Raw genomic sequence first — 14,336 nt, 5'->3', positions numbered from 1 at the left:
CGCATCCTAGCGCCGTTCGTGAAAAGCATTCGTGGACTTCTCAATTCACCCCTGCGTAGCATGAGCTCAGCAAGTGTCGCAGCAATATCCGGATGGTGATGGTGGTCAACCCTCAGGACACGGCACTGGGCCTCCAGTATTTGTGCCGCAACGACGCGATCGCCGAAATGCGGCGCACCGGCGACAACGCTCTGCTGGAACGCTTGCGGCGCGCCGTCTCCCAGCCGGATGTCGCGGCGGCGGACCTGGTCTCCGGCGCCATCGATGCGCTGGGATGGCGCGCGGACTACGAACTCTGGGCGATGGTCGCGGCGGGCACGCGAGGCCCGCTCGACGATTTCCCCGGTACCCCAGCGATTTTGAGCCCGGTGTTCACCTGCCCACTGGCGGACCCGAACAATTGCGGAAGGCGCTCGCGAAGCCGTAGCGCACCGCCCGCATGCACACTCGGAAACCGCGCGATGGCATGGACCGGCGATGAATTTACTGGCTGACCTGGCCGCTCGGTTGCCGAGTCGTTGGCTGCTCTGGCAGGGGCTCCCAGGGCTGATCTACCTGGCCGCGATCGTCCTCGGCAGCCGCCTCGGTTATCGGTCGGTGCTGGATTTCGACGCCGCGGCCGCCTACACCACGACTCTGGCCGACCGCCTCGAAAAGCTCTCCGGCACGCAATCCGCCGCACTGCTGATCGTAGCCGCCATCGCCGCCGCGGCGCTCGGACTGGTAGCGGCCGCGATGGCGGTGGCGATCGAGTTTCTCGTCTACACCCGGCGGGTCCCGGCGTGGCCGTCGGTGCCGCTCCGTCAGGTCGAACAGCAGTTTCGCACGCACTATCTGCTGGATATCGCGACCGTCTGGCCGCACCTGTGGCTGCAACTTCCCGAAGAGCACCGCAACCATCTGATCGAAGCTCGTACTCGAATTCGGCTGGCGGCCATTACGATCGGATGGGGCGTCGTACTCGTGCCCCTGGCCGCAGCATGGCCTCTGGCGTGGCTGCCCGCGCTGGTGGCGGTGTGCGCGGGTGGCACGCAGCTACGCATCGCCACCGCCGGATACGCGCGCGCTGTCGCGGCTGCCGTCCGACGCTACACCCCCTCCTTGGCATCCGATCTGGGTGTCGGTCAAGGAGATACGCTCACCAGAGATCTGGGCCGGGCCCTCCAATACCACCTCCAGTTCGACGACCCACGACAATTCCAGCCGTAGTGGCTTTCCTGCGGGATCATTTCTGGATGAGCATCGAGAAGAAGGAAGCCGGCGTCTGGCAGATCTCGCCGGCGCCCCCGGTGCGGCCGCGGCGCCGGAACGGGCCGCGATTACCGCCCGCGCAGCGCCGTGCGCAGTTGCTCGACGCGGCACACGCGGTGGCGGGGCGTGCGGGGTTGTCCGAGCTCACCATGCAGGCGGTGGCCAAGGAGGCGGGCGTCGCCAAACCGGTTCTGTACGCGGTCTTTCCGACCGCGCCGGACCTGGTCGACGCGCTGCTGCGACGCGAGCACGCGCGCGGGATGCAGCAGGTGCTCGCGGCATTGCCGGACAACCTGGCCGAGTCCGACCCCGACGAGGAGTACGAGGCGGCGGTGCTGGCGTTTCTGACTGCGGTCCAGCAAGATCCGACGCGCTGGCGGCTGATCCTGCTACCCGCCGACGGCGCACCCGCCGACTACCGCGGGCTGCTCGCCGGTGCCAGGGAGGCCGTCGTCGCGCGGTGTGTGCAGCTGCTCCGGTTGGGTATCGAAATGCGCGGCGGGCCAAGCGATGTCGATGTCGAGCTGGTCGGGCGGGTGATGCTCGGATTCGTCGAATCGCTCGGCCGCTTGGTGCTCTCGGATCCGGAACGCTTTCCGCCGCAAGCGCTGCGGCCGACCGTCCACGCGCTGGCGCGCACGCTGCCCAAAGGCGGCGACGGGACCCCGGTCTTCGGCACCGGCGAATCCGTTGTCGCCGCGTGGCGGCAGACCGGCCCACCTGGCGATTCCTGATGGGCTAGGCCGGGAATTCATCGTAAGTCGATGTCGGAGATCAATAACGGCGGCCACGCGATGACCTCCCCGATCGCGGAGAACACCTTCGTCGAGCCGTTGAGGTCGGCGAGGTGGTCGTTGTGCGTCGACAACCACACCAGGCCGATCGCGAAATACGGGACTCCGAAAGCGACCGCCAGGAAGAACAACTGGCGGATGCTGATTCGGTAGCTCAATGCTTCTTTCCACACGATGATCACTCCGCCTGTTCAGGAAATGTAGCCGAGTACGGGTTGGGATTCGATGATGCCTTGGTCGTCGGGTCGCTCGCCTCGGCCGAAGACTCGGGCGCGCTGTTTTGCCCGCAGCTCGTGATGGGCTTGGGCGGGAATGTCGTATCCGTAGCGTTCCTGCGCTTCGCGCGGGGTCATCGTCTCCGTGCTCACCGGGGCGATGCCCAGCAGGACGGGACCCGCGACCGGAACGGTCATCGGCGAAATCAGCCGTAGCAGTAGCACTTGCAGCCTGGCGTTGAGGCTTACCAGAGTGAAGGCCGCGCTGAGCGGAGCGCGAACCAGCAGATCGAAGAGCCGCCCGGTCGGTAACCCGGCCATCTCCCGCATCCATCGCGGCATCGTGGCCAGAGTTCCGCGCCGCAGGAATGCGTAGACGAGGGTGAACAACGGTTTCAGCAGGGCCGGGATCTCGGGCATCATCACCTCGGCTTGCAGCAGGTGCCGCATCGCCTTGCGGGCGATCTCGGAACCCAGCAGCTGCGGCCGCATCCGCTCGAAATACAGTCGCACCTCTTCCCGACTGCGCGGCACATCGTCTGGGTCACACGTCTGCAGTTGCGCGGCCCGCGCGCACTCCGCCCAGTACTGCGACTCGTCCGCCGCGCTGAGCCGCCCCGGCCCATACATCTCGTAGGCGACCAGAATGGAATGCCAAGCCGTCAAATGAATCCACAGCTGCGACTGCGGATCATTGGCGTCATACCGCTGCCCGGTGACCGGATCCACCCCGATGCCCTTGGAATGGATCTTGACCAGCACATCGGCGACGTGCGCGGTCGACCGGGTGTCGGCGAACATGACCATCGCGAAATACCGCAGCGTACGGTCATACCGGGTGCGCGGCCGATCATAGATCGCGTGCGTGGTGTCGACCGACGCGACCAGCGCCGGATCCAACTCCTCGATCACCACCGCCCGCTGAAACCCGATAGTCAATCCGGTGGGATAGCTCCACACCCGCCACGCGACCGAATCCGGTCCGAAGAACCCGTAATCCGCAGCCGGCTCCAGCACTGGCACAGACAGCCACTCCCGCAAGTCTTTCAACGAGACCATGAGCGTTCCGATCCATCTCTACTCACACGTAATAGCGATTACTACGCATGAGTAGAAAGCGTAAGAGCCAAAGTGACCTGCGGTCAACGGATTCGGCAGATCTTGGCGGAACTGGCCCAGACAGATCGGATCTTCTCTCGAAATCGATCTCAGTCGAGCAGTTGGCTGACGACCGTGGGGATGAGTTCGTCATGGGTTCGGGCGTCGGTGTGGACGCCGTGGGACTTCAGCGCGAAGTCGCTGCCTGCGCGGGTCAGCGACGCGGTGAATTGGGCGGTGTGGGTGCCGCCGGTTTCGGTGAGGTCGAAGCGGGCGATTTCCTGGTCGGTTTCGGTGGTCACCCGGCAGTAGGCGTTGTCGATGTGGGCGAAGTTCTGGCCGGTGATCGAGACGACGGTGAAGGCGAGATGGGTGACTGCCGGGTGGAGGGTGGTCAGGTCGACGGTGATCACCTCGTCGTCGCCCGCGCCCGCGCCGGTCATGTTGTCGCCGCTGTGGGTGACCGAGCCGTCTTTGCTGCGTAGGTGGGCGGAGGTTGCGGTGTCGACGACACTGCCGGAGCGATCGAGCAGGAGGCAGCCCAAGTCGAGATCGATCGTCCGGGTCCGGGCGAGTAGAACCTCTTCGGTGTCGGTGGAGTCCCAGCCCAGACCCACCCGTAGCGGGGTGAGCGCCGTCCCGTCGAGAATGACCTGCTGTCCTGGCTGAAGCGAGGTCGACATGGCGGGCTCCTCGAGGCTCGGCTGATTCGATGGTAGAGCCACCCGCGACTCGGCGCGGCGGGATCGGCGCGACATCGGTTGTCAGGCGACGGCTTTCGGCAGATCGGAGAAGCGCACGTCGTGGGCTACGGCCGTGACGAGCAGGCCGTCGGTGCTCGGCGTGATCGCGGTCAGGCGGGCGCCGAGCGGGAGCTGTTCGAGCGGCACCGTGAAGGTGAGGGTGCTGCGGAGCAGGGCGAGCGAGATGGTCGGGCCGCCCGCCGCGGACTGCACCGACACCGGGGTGACCTCGATGCCGCCCTCGGTCGGCGCCACGGTCACGACCACCGTCGCGGGCACCGGAATGCCCTCCACCGAGAAGGTTCCGGTGACGCGCAGTCCCTCCGGGCTGTGCGAGATCGTCTCCGTGCCCGACGGCGCGAAATCGCGCACCGTGTCGTAGGGGACCAGCGCGGTCGCGGTCGCGGTGGCCGCGACCAGGTTGGCGGTGCGACCGCCGAGGACGTCGTTCAGTTGCGCGTCCACGTCGGTCAGCACGACGTCCAGGTCGCGGACGGTGAGATTCTGTCCGCTCCACTGTCCGACCTGGATGTCGACGTTCGGATACCGCCCGTCGAGGGCCTGGGTCAGGAACGGGAAACCGCCGATGGTGACGTCCGGTTGCCGGGACAGGTCGTATTCGGCGGCGATCTTGCGCCCGATCTCGTTCTGCGCCATCGCCACCGCTACCCGGTCGCCCGCGACCAGTGCGATCGCCAGCACGACGAGAGTTATCAGCAATCCACGCATGTGCCCACCTGCTCAGCCATCCCACCATCATGCTGTGCAATCGCGGTGGGCGTCCGGTCGACGGGCCGGAAAAGCTGGTTCAGCGCTTGAGTTTTCGCCAGCCGCCCGCCCTGTTGTTGGCGATGATCTGCTGGAACATGGCGGTGAGTGCGGGGGCGTTGATCGTGTCACCCTCGTGGAAGGCGACGGTCCGGGCGGTTTTGTTGTCGTGCCCGCCGGTGATGATTCCTTCGGGGTCGGGCACGATCGCGCCGTCGTAGAGGAACACATTGACGTGCGTTTTCGCCGCGAGCAGCGCGCAGATATTGCCGTCGAGCACGAAATACGGCTGGCGGGTGCGTTTGATGGTCTCTACGACCTCGGAGTCGGCGGCATGGACCAGCGCGCGCACCTCGTGGCAGATGGCCTGCTGCCATTCGGGAAGAGCGTCGATGTAGGCGTCGACGCGGGGATCGGCGTCGTAGGTCATCGGCGGCGCCGTCGCCGGGGGAGTTCGGTGGCGGGCACCGTCGAGGTCAGGGTCAGCATCGCCAGTCCAGTATCACGGATCATCGCGTCCAAGTCGTCTACGGCTTGGTCGAGAGCCTCCCGAGCCGTGGAAATTTCGGTGGGGGTCAGTGTTTCGCCGTCGAGGGTCGCGCGGATTCGGCCCAGGCGCAACCCGCCGTCGAACAGTGCGCGCACCAGTCGCTCACCGAGGACGGCGAAGGCGAGAGTGTCGCAGTGCTCGTGCGCGCCTTCCGACCACAGGTGACGCACGCGGGCTATCACGTCGACGAGTTCGTCCGAGGCGCGATGCAGGTGTTCGCGGGTGACGCGGTCGCCGGTCCGGTGCAGGGCCTGGCTCAGGGTGGCGGCGATGCCGTCCAGTCGTGCGCCGAGCTCACTGCCGGTGTAGACCGGCCGCAGGCGTGGCGGTCGCGGGTCGAATACACGCGCGCTCGCGAGCTGCGGTGACGCCGGATCGCCGTTCGCCAGCAACCGTGCGGTCACCTCGCCGGCGAAGACGCCGTAGAGCCTGAGCAATTCGAGCTCCGGTTGCGGCGGCCGGTGCGGACTGCCGAAGTGCGTGGAGACCATGCCGACGAGACGCCCGGCGTGGTTCAGCAGCGGGGTCGACTGCACGCCGCGAAAACCGGCGGCGGTCGCGATGTCGCGGTGCGGAGCGAACGCGGCGTCGGTGCGCACGTCGGCGATCGCGATCTGCTTGCTTTCCCGGACTGCCCGCCCACAGGCCGAGGCGGTGTCGTCGACGGCCGAGAAGTACTCCAGGAACTCGGTATCGAACCCGGAGTGCGCGACGATCCGCAACGCTCCGCTGGCCGGATCGAGCAATTGCACATTGCCGAAATCGGCGGCCGTCACCGACATCGCATGGGCGAGAACGCGGTCCGCGAGGGTGGGCAGGTCCGATCCGGTGTTCAGTTCGGTCGCAGCGGCCAGTACTCGCCCGAGCGCCTCGGGTTGATCCAGCCCCAGACGTACGCAGGACGACAGGGGATCGAATCCGTCGCCGGCCACCCGTTGACTCCACCGGGCTGCCGGAGCCTTGGTGGTATCGCTGTCCGCCGGTGGACAGCCCGAAGGTTCGGGATAGATCTTAGTTGTCACTGCACCGTCCCGTTTCGGTGAAGGGTGGCCTGAGCTGCCAAAAGTGTAGACCTGTGGCACCTCGGCCACGAAGTTTCCGCCGCGTAGCGGGCTGGACGGTACACCGTGTCGGTTCTGTCCAAGACGTGCCTCGCCCAGGTCCATAAGCTGAAGACCAGCAGTAGGCGGACCGTACGCTCCGCCTTCGGATTCGAGGAGGAAACGTGACACGTGAATTGGTCTACACAGGCTTCATGTCCCTGGATGGTGTGCTGGACTCGCCCGGCGGCAAAGTAGAGGGTCACCGCAGTGGCGGCTGGGTCATGGAGACCGAGTTCGTGCCCGAGGCCTACTCGCTCAAGGGCGAAGAGCTCGCCGACACCACGGCGCTGCTGTTCGGCCGTCGCAGCTACGAGGCGTTCGCGCCGGTGTGGCGCGACTCCGCGGATCACGCCGCGTACAAGGCGCTGCCGAAGTACGTGGTCTCGACCAGTCTCACCGAGGACGCGCTGCTCGACGGCTGGGGTGAGACGACGATCCTGCGGTCCACCGAGGAGGTCGCCGCGCTGAAGCAGAGCGAGGGCGGCGGCATCTTCATCCACGGCAGTGCCGAATTGGCCCGCCGCCTGGGCGAAGCCGACCTGATCGACCGTTACAACCTGCTCGTGTTCCCGGTGTTGCTGGGTGCGGGCAAGGGCCTGTTCAGCCGCGCGGACCGGGACAAGCAGCAGCTGAGCCTGCGCGAGTCGGCGACCTACTCCAACGGCGTGGCGAAGCTGGTGTACGACGTCGTGCGCTGAGTGAGGTCGAGTGCGATCACGCCACCGCTGCCCTCGCGCAGCTGACCCGCGGTGCGCCCGACATACCGGCGCAGCGCGCGAGCGAGATGGGGTTCGTCGTAGTAGCCGAGCTTGTCGACGACATCGCTCGGATTCTCGCCGGCGTTCAGGAGCAGCGCGGCGGAGCGGGCGCGCCCGATCTGCCGGACCGCGCCACGGGTGAGCCCGGTCGCCGATCGGAACCGTCGCTCCAGCGTGCGGTCCGTCGCCGCGGGCGGGCGGCCCTGTAAGACCTCCGCGACCAAGGGATCCCGGACTACGACGCCGGCGCGGACAAGCCGGTCCACGAGTGCCTCGGCGTCATCCGGGTGCGGTGTCTCCCAGCGGGCGCCGTGCATCCAGAAGCTCCCGCCGGTCACGTCCGGCAACAGGATCCCGCTGTCGACCAAGTCCGGTGTGGCGACTGCCCGCAGCGAGGTGCCGAGTGCGAATTGAATTCCGGTGAAGCTCGCGCCCGCGGGAACCGGGGCGGTGTCGGTCCGGCTTTCCGGACCGGAAATGCCCGCGTAGGTCTTCCCCTCGTGCTCCCAGAACACCAGCCCCCAGTTCTCGGTCGCGACGGAGGTCATCTCCGAAACCTGCTCGCTGCGGCAGGTCCACACCGCGTCGATCCACCGCGAATCCGAGGCCCGCGTCCAGAACTCCAATCCCACCATCGGAATCCTATTCCGAGCGCCGTGCGCGCCGGGGCGCGAGGGTTGATTTCACGGTGCGCGGAACCCTCGCGCGGGCCGTCCGGTTCGGTCACCGTCGAATGCGGAGATTCGTATGTCCGCACCATCCATCGACGCTAGGACGCGACCATGTCAGTCACGGACGAATATCTCGCCAACAACGCCGAATACGCCGCGCGGTTCAGCGGGCCGCTGCCGTTGCCGCCGAGTAAGCAGCTCGCGGTGGTGGCGTGCATGGACGCCCGGCTCGACGTGTACCGCATTCTCGGGTTGCAGCCGGGCGAGGCGCACGTCATCCGCAATGCGGGTGGTGTGGTCACCGATGACGAGATCCGGTCGCTGGCCATCAGTCAGCGGCTGCTCGGCACCACTGAGATCATTCTCATTCACCACACCGACTGCGGCATGCTGACCTTCACCGACGACGATTTCAAACGGTCCATCCAGGACGCGACCGGGATCAAGCCGGCCTGGTCGGCGGAGGCTTTCCCGGATCTCGACGAGGATGTGCGCCAATCGATTCGGCGAATCGAAGCAAGTCCCTTCATCACCGCCACCACCTCCCTGCGCGGCTTCGTCTTCGATGTCGCGACCGGGAAACTCGACGAAGTCGGCTGACGGGCCGGCCGCGGTCAGCCGTTGAGGAAGCGCAGGAGCTCCGCGGTGACGAACTGCGGATTCTCCTCGACCAGCCAGTGGCCGGCGTTCGGAACATCCACGGCGCGAACGATATTGGTCATGCGTGGTGTCGCGGTGGCGCGGATCGGGTCGATCTGGCCCTGGGCGGACAGGACCAGGGTCGGGACGTTCGTCGGTGCCGCGGCGGCGGTGTCCCGTACGTCCGTGTCGATGGCGCGGTAGAGCTCGAAGCCGCCGGTCAGTGCCTCGGGACGGCTGTATGTTCGCGCGTACTCGTCGATCTCGGCGTTGGTGAAGGGAGAGTGGTTCGAGGTGCCGCCGAAAGCCTTGCCGCCGAAGGAGACCTGCGGGTAGAAGAGCGCCAGGTAGTCGCGGACGTCGTCGGAGACCACCGTCTCGGGGACCTGCGACTGGGAATGGAAAGCGATGTGCCAGCTCAAGGTTCGGTAGGTCGGTGCGTCGATCGCGGGGCCGGGGAGCGGGAGGTCGAGATAGGCGAGGCGGGCGGTGTCGGCCGGGAACTGGGCGGCGTACTGGAACGCGACCGCGGCGCCGAAATCGTGGCCCACGACGCGGGCATCGTCGACACCCTGCGCGGTCATCAACATGTGGATGTAGCGCGCCAGGGTGGCTTTGTCGTAACCGGTCGGCGTGCCGGTGCTGTCGCCCAGGCCCGGGAGATCGACGGCGTAGACGGTGTAGTGCTCGGCGAGGGCGGGCATGATCGACCACCAGCCGTACCAGGTTTGCGGCCAACCGTGGATCAGGACCAGCGCCGGGCCCTTTCCGCCGGTCACGTAGTGCATTTCGACGCCGTCGACGTCGGCGAACTTGTGCTCGAACGTGCTCGCGAACTGGGGATCGTGCTGAGTGGCGGCGGCGTAGGGTGGCACCGCCTCGGTGCTGGGCGTCGAGCAGCTCGCGAGCAGTAGGACGGAGAAGAGGGCAGTGGCCAGTGTATGTCTGGTGCTCATCGCGGGGTCCTTCGGTTGGGATGAGCCCAGTTTTGCCAGGGCCGGCCCGCGCTGGCACGGATTCTTGCGGTTTCGGCAAGAAAGAACCTAGGCCCGCCACTCGGTCACATCGGCGTTGCGGATACCGGCATCGGCGAGCACTGCGAGAGCCCGGTCCGAAACGACAAGCGAGAGTGCGTCGTTCACACCGAAGTCGGACTCGCCCGGCTTTCCCGTCGGCTTCAGCCAGCGCCACGCCGGTAGTTCCGCGTCCATCAGCTCCTCGCCCTCCGGCGAGATCGACACGATCACGTCATCGAAAGTCGCACCGCTGAGCCCCATTCGGGCGATCTGGCCGGCAACCTCCGCGGTGACCACGAAGCACGGAGTGGACTCGAGGAGCGCGTCGCCGAGCCAGTCGGCGAACTCGTACTCCAGTTTCGTGACGGTCGCGGGCACCGTGGACCAGTCGTACACGGTGCCGGGTCCATGGCCGCCGGCAACCTCGGGTTCGATGAGATGAAATCGCACTCGTCTACCGGCGTCCCGGCGGCCATGCGCCTTTGACCCGTTGCGCCAGCTGCCTTGCCCTTGCTCGGAAGCCGGTGAGTTCTATTGGGGGAGTAATGGTTTCGGGGGTCGCGGCGGCCGAAGTCGCCTGGGCGTAGCGGACGTGTAGTTGTTCGCGGACCTGTTCGGGGGTGTAGGCGCGGCGGCGGCGCTCGGCCCGCACGACGACCACACCGGTGGCGACCACGCCGGCCGCTCCCGCCAATCCCACTGCCTTCCACCACCTCATAACGCCTAGGCTACTGGTATGACGGGGACGAGCATCAGTCTTGATCGAGCGCTCGAGCTCACCAGGACGGGTGACATCTGGTTGTTTCGCGGGCATTCGGCGGCGGATCGGGCGATTCGGATCACGACGAACAGTCCGGTGAATCATGTCGGCATGTCGGTGGTGCTCGACGATATGCCGGCCTTGATCTGGCATGCGGAGCTGGGGCGCTCCCTGCCCGATATGTGGTCGGGTACCTATCATCGCGGGGTGCAGTTGCACAATCTGCGTGACGCGGTGCTGGTGTGGGCGCACCGGTACGGGCAGCAGGCCTGGTTGCGGCAATTGAACCGTCCGGCAACGCAAGAGATGGAAGACGGTTTGCTGCGGACCATCGCCCGGCTGGACGGGACCCCGTTCCCCTCTACCGCAAGTCTGGCCGGGCGCTGGCTGCGCGGTCGGGCCCGGCTGCCGCGCCGGCGGCCGGACGCGCACGAACTGGAAAGTGCCTATTGCGCGGAGATCGTGGCGGCGACGTATCAGTCGATGGGGTTGTTGCCGCAGCAGCGCCGCCCCAATTGGTATGACCCGGGCCGTTTCTGGAGCGGCGACGAGCTCCGGCTGGGCGGTGGCTACGAGCTCGGCGGCGAGATCGCCGTGCAGACACCGCCCGCGCCGCCTACGTCAGACGATAGGTGAGCATCGCGAACTGACCGAACCGGCCGACGTCGGTGAGCCGCAGGCGCGAGGACAGGATCCGGCGCGGCAGCAGTGGCGCACCACTGCCCAAGGTCACGGGTGCGACGGAGGCGATGATCTCGTCGAGCAACCCGGCATCGGCGAACTGGCCGACGAGTTCCCCGCCGCCGAGCAGCCAGATGTTCTTGTCCCCGGCCGCCTCGGCCATCTCCTTGTGAATCGGTTCGACAGCGCCGGAGACGAAACGCAGATTCGCACCGGGGATCACCGGCAGCTCACGATGGGTGAACACCCAGCACGGCATATCGCCATACGACTTCGCCCACGAGTCCGGTCCGTCGTTGGCCAGCACCCACTCGTAGGTGGTCGCGCCCATGCACATCGCGCCGACGCCGTCGAAGAACGTGCCGGTGACACTTTCGGTCTGATCATCATCGTCGACCTCGAACAGCCAGGTCAGTGAGTTGTCCGAGTCCGCAAGGAAGCCGTCGAGAGTGGTCGCCGTGTAGTACTGAGTCGTCATGAAAGGGACTATGCCAACCAAACCTGACATCTTCTGTCAAGGTTTGGTGGGGTCCGAAAGGATTTCGCTCGCGATTAGCCCGGAGTACCGCATGTCATGCTCGGAAGATGAGCCTGTACGGGGAGAAGCTGGTCGCTGAGCTCGGGGTGCCGCGACTGGTCCAGGCGCTGGAGAGCAGTCCGCGATCACGGGTGTGGCGGGCCGAGGTGTCCGGCACGCCGGTGGTGGTCAAGCAGCTCGTCGGAGGTTCGGAAGCGGGCGGGGGATATGCCCGCGAGGTCGCGGCGTTGCGGCTCGCGTCCCGGGTGGACCCGCCGGTCGTGCCGCGGCTGCTCGGTGTCGATCCGGGTGCGCGGGTTCTGGTCCTCGAATATCTGGAACATCAAGCGCCAGAAGAGGATTGGCTGATCGACTACGCTACGGCGCTGGCCCGTCTACATGCGGCCACGAGTGTCGAAGGAGCAGTGGACCTTCCGGCGTGGTCGGGTCCGGCGAGTCGGGATGTCGACTCGTTTCTGGGGCTCGCCCGCACGCTCGAGGTGCCGTTGCCGTCGGGCATGCGGACCGAGCTGGACGGCGTCGTGCAACGGCTGGGCGAGACCGCGTATCCCGCTCTGCTGCACGGTGATCCGTGCCCGGGCAACGACCTGCACACCAGCGCGGGCGTGCGGTTCGTCGACTTCGAGCAGGCCGCGCTGGGCAACGGCATCGTGGAACTCGCCTACCTGCACATCGGTTTCCCGACCTGCTGGTGCGCTCTCGCACCCGCTCCGGCGCTGCTGGACGCGGCCGAGCGCGCCTACCGCACGACTTGGCGCTCAGCTACCGGCACCGAGGTGCCCGGTGATCTCACCGACGCTTGCGTGGGCTGGTTGCTGCGCGGCGACGCGCTGGTCGAGAAGGCGCACCGGGCGACGATCGATCACCTCGGCGAAATCCCGCATCGAGACTGGGCATGGGGCACCGCGACCGCCCGCGGACGACTGCTGCATCGGCTCCGGGTCGTCGGCCGAATGGCCACTGGCAGTGGCGAATTGCAGGGCCTCGGGCGGCTCGTCACCGACATGGCCGATCGCCTGCTCACCCGGTGGCCCGAACTCGGGCCACTGCCCGCGCACCGTCCCTAAGAGCCCGCGTCGGGCCACGGGGTTTTCTGGTAGAGGTCCTTCATCTGATCGGTCAATTGCTCGACCGGTCCGGCGATCTCGATACCGGGAGCTGCCTCGGCGAGGGGTATCGGGCCGAACGCCGGCTGGGCCTTGCCCCACTCGGTCAGCCAATTCGTCAGTTGCGCAGTCGAACTCACGAAAACGATGCGACCGATGCCGACGAGAGCGTTCGCGGTGGCGCACATCGGGCAGTGTTCGCCGCTGGTGTACATGGTTGCCGCGGCACATTCTTCCGGCGTCAGGTTGCGCTGGGCCCAGCGCGCCAGTTCGATCTCGGGATGCTGCATCGGGTCACCGGTGGTGATCTCCCGATTGCGGTCCTCGGCCAGCCGTGTGCCGTTCGCATCGACCAGCAGCGACCCGAACGGCCGGTCGCCGGCCGCGAGCGCCTCGGCCGCGAGTTCTACACAGCGGCGCAGGTGGTCGAGCTCCTCGGCGGTGATCTCAGGCATGCACAGCGTCCTTTCGTCCGTCTCGTTGTTTCGATCCGTCGATGAAGGCTCCGTCGACCAGAACGGGCACCACCGTGCTGGTTTCGAGTTCGATCGCGACGGCGACGTCGTCGCCGAACCCGCCGGCCGCCAACTCCCGTCCGGAAGCGCAGTCACGGATTATCGCGCGGACATCGCCGATTCCGTCGTAACCGGCCTGCGCGGCGAGCGCCTCCGGTGACAGCGGCCCGGAGCCGTGTCCGGCGAGCGCGGAGAGGACGGCGGCGGCGCCGAGCCAGTCTTCGACGGCGGGGCGCAGCCCGTGCCGACCCGGCCAGTGCTCACCGGCGGCGATCACCGCGACCGGCTGCTGCTCGGTTCCCCAGCCCTGTCCGGCGATCCATGCGCCGACCGCCGAGGCGTTGCGCAGGCACGCGGCGATCACCGGAATTCCGGTGACGGCGGCGGAAATGGCCGAACCGTTCGGGGACGGCAGCACCAGCCGCCGCGGCACGGGTGCGCGGCGCAGTGCCGCGGCCGACAGCGACCATGGATGCTGCTCCGACATGGCCCGGCGGCCGACAGCCAGTTCCGCGTCGTGCGCGGCGGCGAATTCCGCGGCGTTCCCGTCCCGCCAGGGATACGGCAGCACCGCTGTCCCGGCGTCCACCGCCACCGACACCGTGGTCGTAAACGACAGCACGTCCACGACCACGAGCGCGGCGCTGTGCGGCCCGAGCGCCCGCGCACCGGCCGAACCCCAATCGAACCGGACCCCGGCCCGCGCCTGCTGTGCCCATTCGGGAAACTCGGACGTCGTCACACTTGACCTCGCGTTTCGAGCCGCCGGCGGGTGTTCTCCGCCTCCAGTAGCGTGATCAGCCCCGGAAACCGGGCCGTCAACTCCGCCCGGCGCAGCTGCGCCATATTGCTGTTGCCCCGATTGACCTGCCGGATCAGCCCCGCCCGGCGCAGCACCCGGAAATGGTGCGTCAGAGTCGCTTTCGTCACCGGCAGCCCGAACGAGCTGCAATGCCGTTCCGCGCCTTCGACATCGGCGACCAGCGCGCACACGATCTCCAGGCGGTTCTTGTCCGCCAGCGCGGACAGCACCGCGCCCAGTTCCATGGCGTCGGGTTCGGGCTGATCGTCTTCTGGCATGCGGCACCTCCTAGGTATGGTTTGCATCGTACCTGGTCGCCGGATATGGT

Annotated in this window: 21 protein-coding genes; 7 read left to right on the top strand and 14 right to left on the bottom strand. The window is 67.1% G+C overall.

The window, feature by feature from the left end:
- The first annotated feature begins 92 nt into the window (after positions 1 to 92).
- From AB0M14_RS25705 to AB0M14_RS25695, 3 genes are read left to right on the top strand one after another with little or no spacing between them, the layout of a single operon-like run.
- Positions 93 to 494, top strand: a complete 402-nt coding sequence (locus tag AB0M14_RS25705; protein WP_364999152.1) for a hypothetical protein — start codon at positions 93 to 95, stop codon at positions 492 to 494.
- Entirely contained in the window at positions 478 to 1,209 is a 732-nt protein-coding gene (locus AB0M14_RS25700; RefSeq protein ID WP_364999151.1) for a hypothetical protein, read from the top strand. The genes AB0M14_RS25705 and AB0M14_RS25700 overlap by 17 nt, the downstream gene beginning before the upstream one ends.
- 26 nt (positions 1,210 to 1,235) lie before the next feature.
- The gene (locus AB0M14_RS25695) at positions 1,236 to 1,985 is read left to right on the top strand and encodes a TetR/AcrR family transcriptional regulator (RefSeq protein WP_364999150.1); all 750 of its coding nucleotides are present in this window, start codon (positions 1,236 to 1,238) and stop codon (positions 1,983 to 1,985) included.
- A 17-nt stretch (positions 1,986 to 2,002) separates the two neighbouring features.
- On the opposite strand, the gene AB0M14_RS25690 is transcribed toward AB0M14_RS25695, so the two are convergent.
- From AB0M14_RS25690 to AB0M14_RS25665, 6 genes are all read right to left on the bottom strand, one after another.
- Positions 2,003 to 2,218, bottom strand: a complete 216-nt coding sequence (locus tag AB0M14_RS25690) for a hypothetical protein (protein WP_364999149.1) — start codon at positions 2,216 to 2,218, stop codon at positions 2,003 to 2,005.
- 18 nt (positions 2,219 to 2,236) lie between these two features.
- Positions 2,237 to 3,319, bottom strand: a complete 1,083-nt coding sequence (locus AB0M14_RS25685) for an oxygenase MpaB family protein (RefSeq protein WP_364999148.1) — start codon at positions 3,317 to 3,319, stop codon at positions 2,237 to 2,239.
- 149 nt (positions 3,320 to 3,468) lie between these two features.
- Entirely contained in the window at positions 3,469 to 4,041 is a 573-nt protein-coding gene (locus AB0M14_RS25680) for a TerD family protein (protein WP_364999147.1), read from the bottom strand.
- 81 nt (positions 4,042 to 4,122) lie between these two features.
- Positions 4,123 to 4,830 carry a DUF2993 domain-containing protein gene (locus AB0M14_RS25675; RefSeq protein WP_364999145.1) on the bottom strand — a complete coding sequence of 236 codons (708 nt, stop codon included), beginning with the start codon at positions 4,828 to 4,830 and terminating at the stop codon, positions 4,123 to 4,125.
- Between the two features lie 79 nt (positions 4,831 to 4,909).
- Complete coding sequence (locus tag AB0M14_RS25670) at positions 4,910 to 5,299, bottom strand: DUF1801 domain-containing protein (RefSeq protein ID WP_364999144.1); 390 nt, start codon at positions 5,297 to 5,299, stop codon at positions 4,910 to 4,912.
- Positions 5,296 to 6,351: a GAF domain-containing protein gene (locus tag AB0M14_RS25665; RefSeq protein ID WP_364999143.1), complete on the bottom strand. Its 1,056-nt coding sequence runs from the start codon at positions 6,349 to 6,351 to the stop codon at positions 5,296 to 5,298. The genes AB0M14_RS25670 and AB0M14_RS25665 overlap by 4 nt, the downstream gene beginning before the upstream one ends.
- Positions 6,352 to 6,644: 293 nt before the next feature.
- Here AB0M14_RS25665 and AB0M14_RS25660 point away from each other — a divergent pair, with 293 nt between their 5' ends.
- The gene (locus tag AB0M14_RS25660; RefSeq protein ID WP_364999142.1) at positions 6,645 to 7,220 is read left to right on the top strand and encodes a dihydrofolate reductase family protein; all 576 of its coding nucleotides are present in this window, start codon (positions 6,645 to 6,647) and stop codon (positions 7,218 to 7,220) included.
- On the opposite strand, the gene AB0M14_RS25655 is transcribed toward AB0M14_RS25660, so the two are convergent.
- Entirely contained in the window at positions 7,175 to 7,915 is a 741-nt protein-coding gene (locus AB0M14_RS25655) for an AraC family transcriptional regulator (RefSeq protein ID WP_364999140.1), read from the bottom strand. The two genes, AB0M14_RS25660 and AB0M14_RS25655, sit on opposite strands and share 46 nt — an antisense overlap.
- A 147-nt stretch (positions 7,916 to 8,062) precedes the next feature.
- Between AB0M14_RS25655 and AB0M14_RS25650 the strand changes: the two genes are divergently transcribed.
- Positions 8,063 to 8,551 (top strand): carbonic anhydrase, encoded by a 489-nt coding sequence (locus AB0M14_RS25650; protein ID WP_364999138.1) that lies wholly within the window; start codon positions 8,063 to 8,065, stop codon positions 8,549 to 8,551.
- Positions 8,552 to 8,565: 14 nt separating this feature from the next.
- Here the strand turns inward: AB0M14_RS25650 and AB0M14_RS25645 are convergent, their stop codons facing one another.
- The 3 genes from AB0M14_RS25645 to AB0M14_RS25635 all read right to left on the bottom strand — a co-directional run bounded on the left by AB0M14_RS25645 (position 8,566) and on the right by AB0M14_RS25635 (position 10,324).
- On the bottom strand, positions 8,566 to 9,546 hold the full coding sequence (locus AB0M14_RS25645) for an alpha/beta hydrolase (protein ID WP_364999136.1): 981 nt from the start codon (positions 9,544 to 9,546) through the stop codon (positions 8,566 to 8,568).
- 87 nt (positions 9,547 to 9,633) lie between these two features.
- The gene (locus tag AB0M14_RS25640; RefSeq protein WP_364999135.1) at positions 9,634 to 10,056 is read right to left on the bottom strand and encodes a hypothetical protein; all 423 of its coding nucleotides are present in this window, start codon (positions 10,054 to 10,056) and stop codon (positions 9,634 to 9,636) included.
- A 4-nt stretch (positions 10,057 to 10,060) separates the two neighbouring features.
- Positions 10,061 to 10,324 carry a hypothetical protein gene (locus AB0M14_RS25635; RefSeq protein WP_364999134.1) on the bottom strand — a complete coding sequence of 88 codons (264 nt, stop codon included), beginning with the start codon at positions 10,322 to 10,324 and terminating at the stop codon, positions 10,061 to 10,063.
- An 18-nt stretch (positions 10,325 to 10,342) separates the two neighbouring features.
- Here AB0M14_RS25635 and AB0M14_RS25630 point away from each other — a divergent pair, with 18 nt between their 5' ends.
- Positions 10,343 to 11,002, top strand: coding sequence for a hypothetical protein (locus tag AB0M14_RS25630; protein ID WP_364999133.1), 660 nt, complete (start codon positions 10,343 to 10,345; stop codon positions 11,000 to 11,002).
- Here the strand turns inward: AB0M14_RS25630 and AB0M14_RS25625 are convergent.
- A complete protein-coding gene (locus tag AB0M14_RS25625) occupies positions 10,983 to 11,525 on the bottom strand; it encodes a dihydrofolate reductase family protein (RefSeq protein ID WP_364999131.1) in 543 nt (180 codons plus the stop codon). The genes AB0M14_RS25630 and AB0M14_RS25625 overlap by 20 nt on opposite strands.
- 107 nt (positions 11,526 to 11,632) lie before the next feature.
- Between AB0M14_RS25625 and AB0M14_RS25620 the strand changes: the two genes are divergently transcribed.
- Positions 11,633 to 12,652 (top strand): hypothetical protein, encoded by a 1,020-nt coding sequence (locus tag AB0M14_RS25620; RefSeq protein WP_364999129.1) that lies wholly within the window; start codon positions 11,633 to 11,635, stop codon positions 12,650 to 12,652.
- On the opposite strand, the gene AB0M14_RS25615 is transcribed toward AB0M14_RS25620, so the two are convergent.
- The 3 genes from AB0M14_RS25615 to AB0M14_RS25605 are packed head-to-tail and all read right to left on the bottom strand — an operon-like array spanning position 12,649 to position 14,286.
- Positions 12,649 to 13,146, bottom strand: coding sequence for a nucleoside deaminase (locus AB0M14_RS25615; protein WP_364999127.1), 498 nt, complete (start codon positions 13,144 to 13,146; stop codon positions 12,649 to 12,651). The genes AB0M14_RS25620 and AB0M14_RS25615 overlap by 4 nt on opposite strands.
- The gene (locus AB0M14_RS25610; RefSeq protein WP_364999126.1) at positions 13,139 to 13,948 is read right to left on the bottom strand and encodes a 2-phosphosulfolactate phosphatase; all 810 of its coding nucleotides are present in this window, start codon (positions 13,946 to 13,948) and stop codon (positions 13,139 to 13,141) included. Before AB0M14_RS25610 ends, AB0M14_RS25615 begins: the two co-directional genes overlap by 8 nt.
- The gene (locus AB0M14_RS25605; RefSeq protein WP_364999124.1) at positions 13,945 to 14,286 is read right to left on the bottom strand and encodes a transcriptional regulator; all 342 of its coding nucleotides are present in this window, start codon (positions 14,284 to 14,286) and stop codon (positions 13,945 to 13,947) included. Before AB0M14_RS25605 ends, AB0M14_RS25610 begins: the two co-directional genes overlap by 4 nt.
- Positions 14,287 to 14,336: the final 50 nt, after the last annotated feature.

The organism is Nocardia sp. NPDC051832, assembly GCF_040681285.1.
Classification (GTDB): Bacteria; Actinomycetota; Actinomycetes; order Mycobacteriales; family Mycobacteriaceae; genus Nocardia.
This window is presented reverse-complemented; position numbering and strand designations above follow the sequence as displayed.

Bases quoted from the DNA above. Each gene is read 5' to 3' on its own strand.
- AB0M14_RS25635 (WP_364999134.1), bottom strand. From the start codon at position 10,324: ATGAGGTGGTGGAAGGCAGTGGGATTGGCGGGAGCGGCCGGCGTGGTC.
- AB0M14_RS25615 (WP_364999127.1), bottom strand. From the start codon at position 13,146: ATGCCTGAGATCACCGCCGAGGAGCTCGACCACCTGCGCCGCTGTGTA.
- AB0M14_RS25670 (WP_364999144.1), bottom strand. From the start codon at position 5,299: ATGACCTACGACGCCGATCCCCGCGTCGACGCCTACATCGACGCTCTT.
- AB0M14_RS25620 (WP_364999129.1), top strand. From the start codon at position 11,633: ATGAGCCTGTACGGGGAGAAGCTGGTCGCTGAGCTCGGGGTGCCGCGA.
- AB0M14_RS25675 (WP_364999145.1), bottom strand. From the start codon at position 4,830: ATGCGTGGATTGCTGATAACTCTCGTCGTGCTGGCGATCGCACTGGTC.
- AB0M14_RS25700 (WP_364999151.1), top strand. From the start codon at position 478: ATGAATTTACTGGCTGACCTGGCCGCTCGGTTGCCGAGTCGTTGGCTG.
- AB0M14_RS25705 (WP_364999152.1), top strand. From the start codon at position 93: ATGGTGATGGTGGTCAACCCTCAGGACACGGCACTGGGCCTCCAGTAT.
- AB0M14_RS25645 (WP_364999136.1), bottom strand. From the start codon at position 9,546: ATGAGCACCAGACATACACTGGCCACTGCCCTCTTCTCCGTCCTACTG.
- AB0M14_RS25655 (WP_364999140.1), bottom strand. From the start codon at position 7,915: ATGGTGGGATTGGAGTTCTGGACGCGGGCCTCGGATTCGCGGTGGATC.
- AB0M14_RS25695 (WP_364999150.1), top strand. From the start codon at position 1,236: ATGAGCATCGAGAAGAAGGAAGCCGGCGTCTGGCAGATCTCGCCGGCG.
- AB0M14_RS25680 (WP_364999147.1), bottom strand. From the start codon at position 4,041: ATGTCGACCTCGCTTCAGCCAGGACAGCAGGTCATTCTCGACGGGACG.
- AB0M14_RS25605 (WP_364999124.1), bottom strand. From the start codon at position 14,286: ATGCCAGAAGACGATCAGCCCGAACCCGACGCCATGGAACTGGGCGCG.
- AB0M14_RS25630 (WP_364999133.1), top strand. From the start codon at position 10,343: ATGACGGGGACGAGCATCAGTCTTGATCGAGCGCTCGAGCTCACCAGG.
- AB0M14_RS25685 (WP_364999148.1), bottom strand. From the start codon at position 3,319: ATGGTCTCGTTGAAAGACTTGCGGGAGTGGCTGTCTGTGCCAGTGCTG.
- AB0M14_RS25650 (WP_364999138.1), top strand. From the start codon at position 8,063: ATGTCAGTCACGGACGAATATCTCGCCAACAACGCCGAATACGCCGCG.
- AB0M14_RS25625 (WP_364999131.1), bottom strand. From the start codon at position 11,525: ATGACGACTCAGTACTACACGGCGACCACTCTCGACGGCTTCCTTGCG.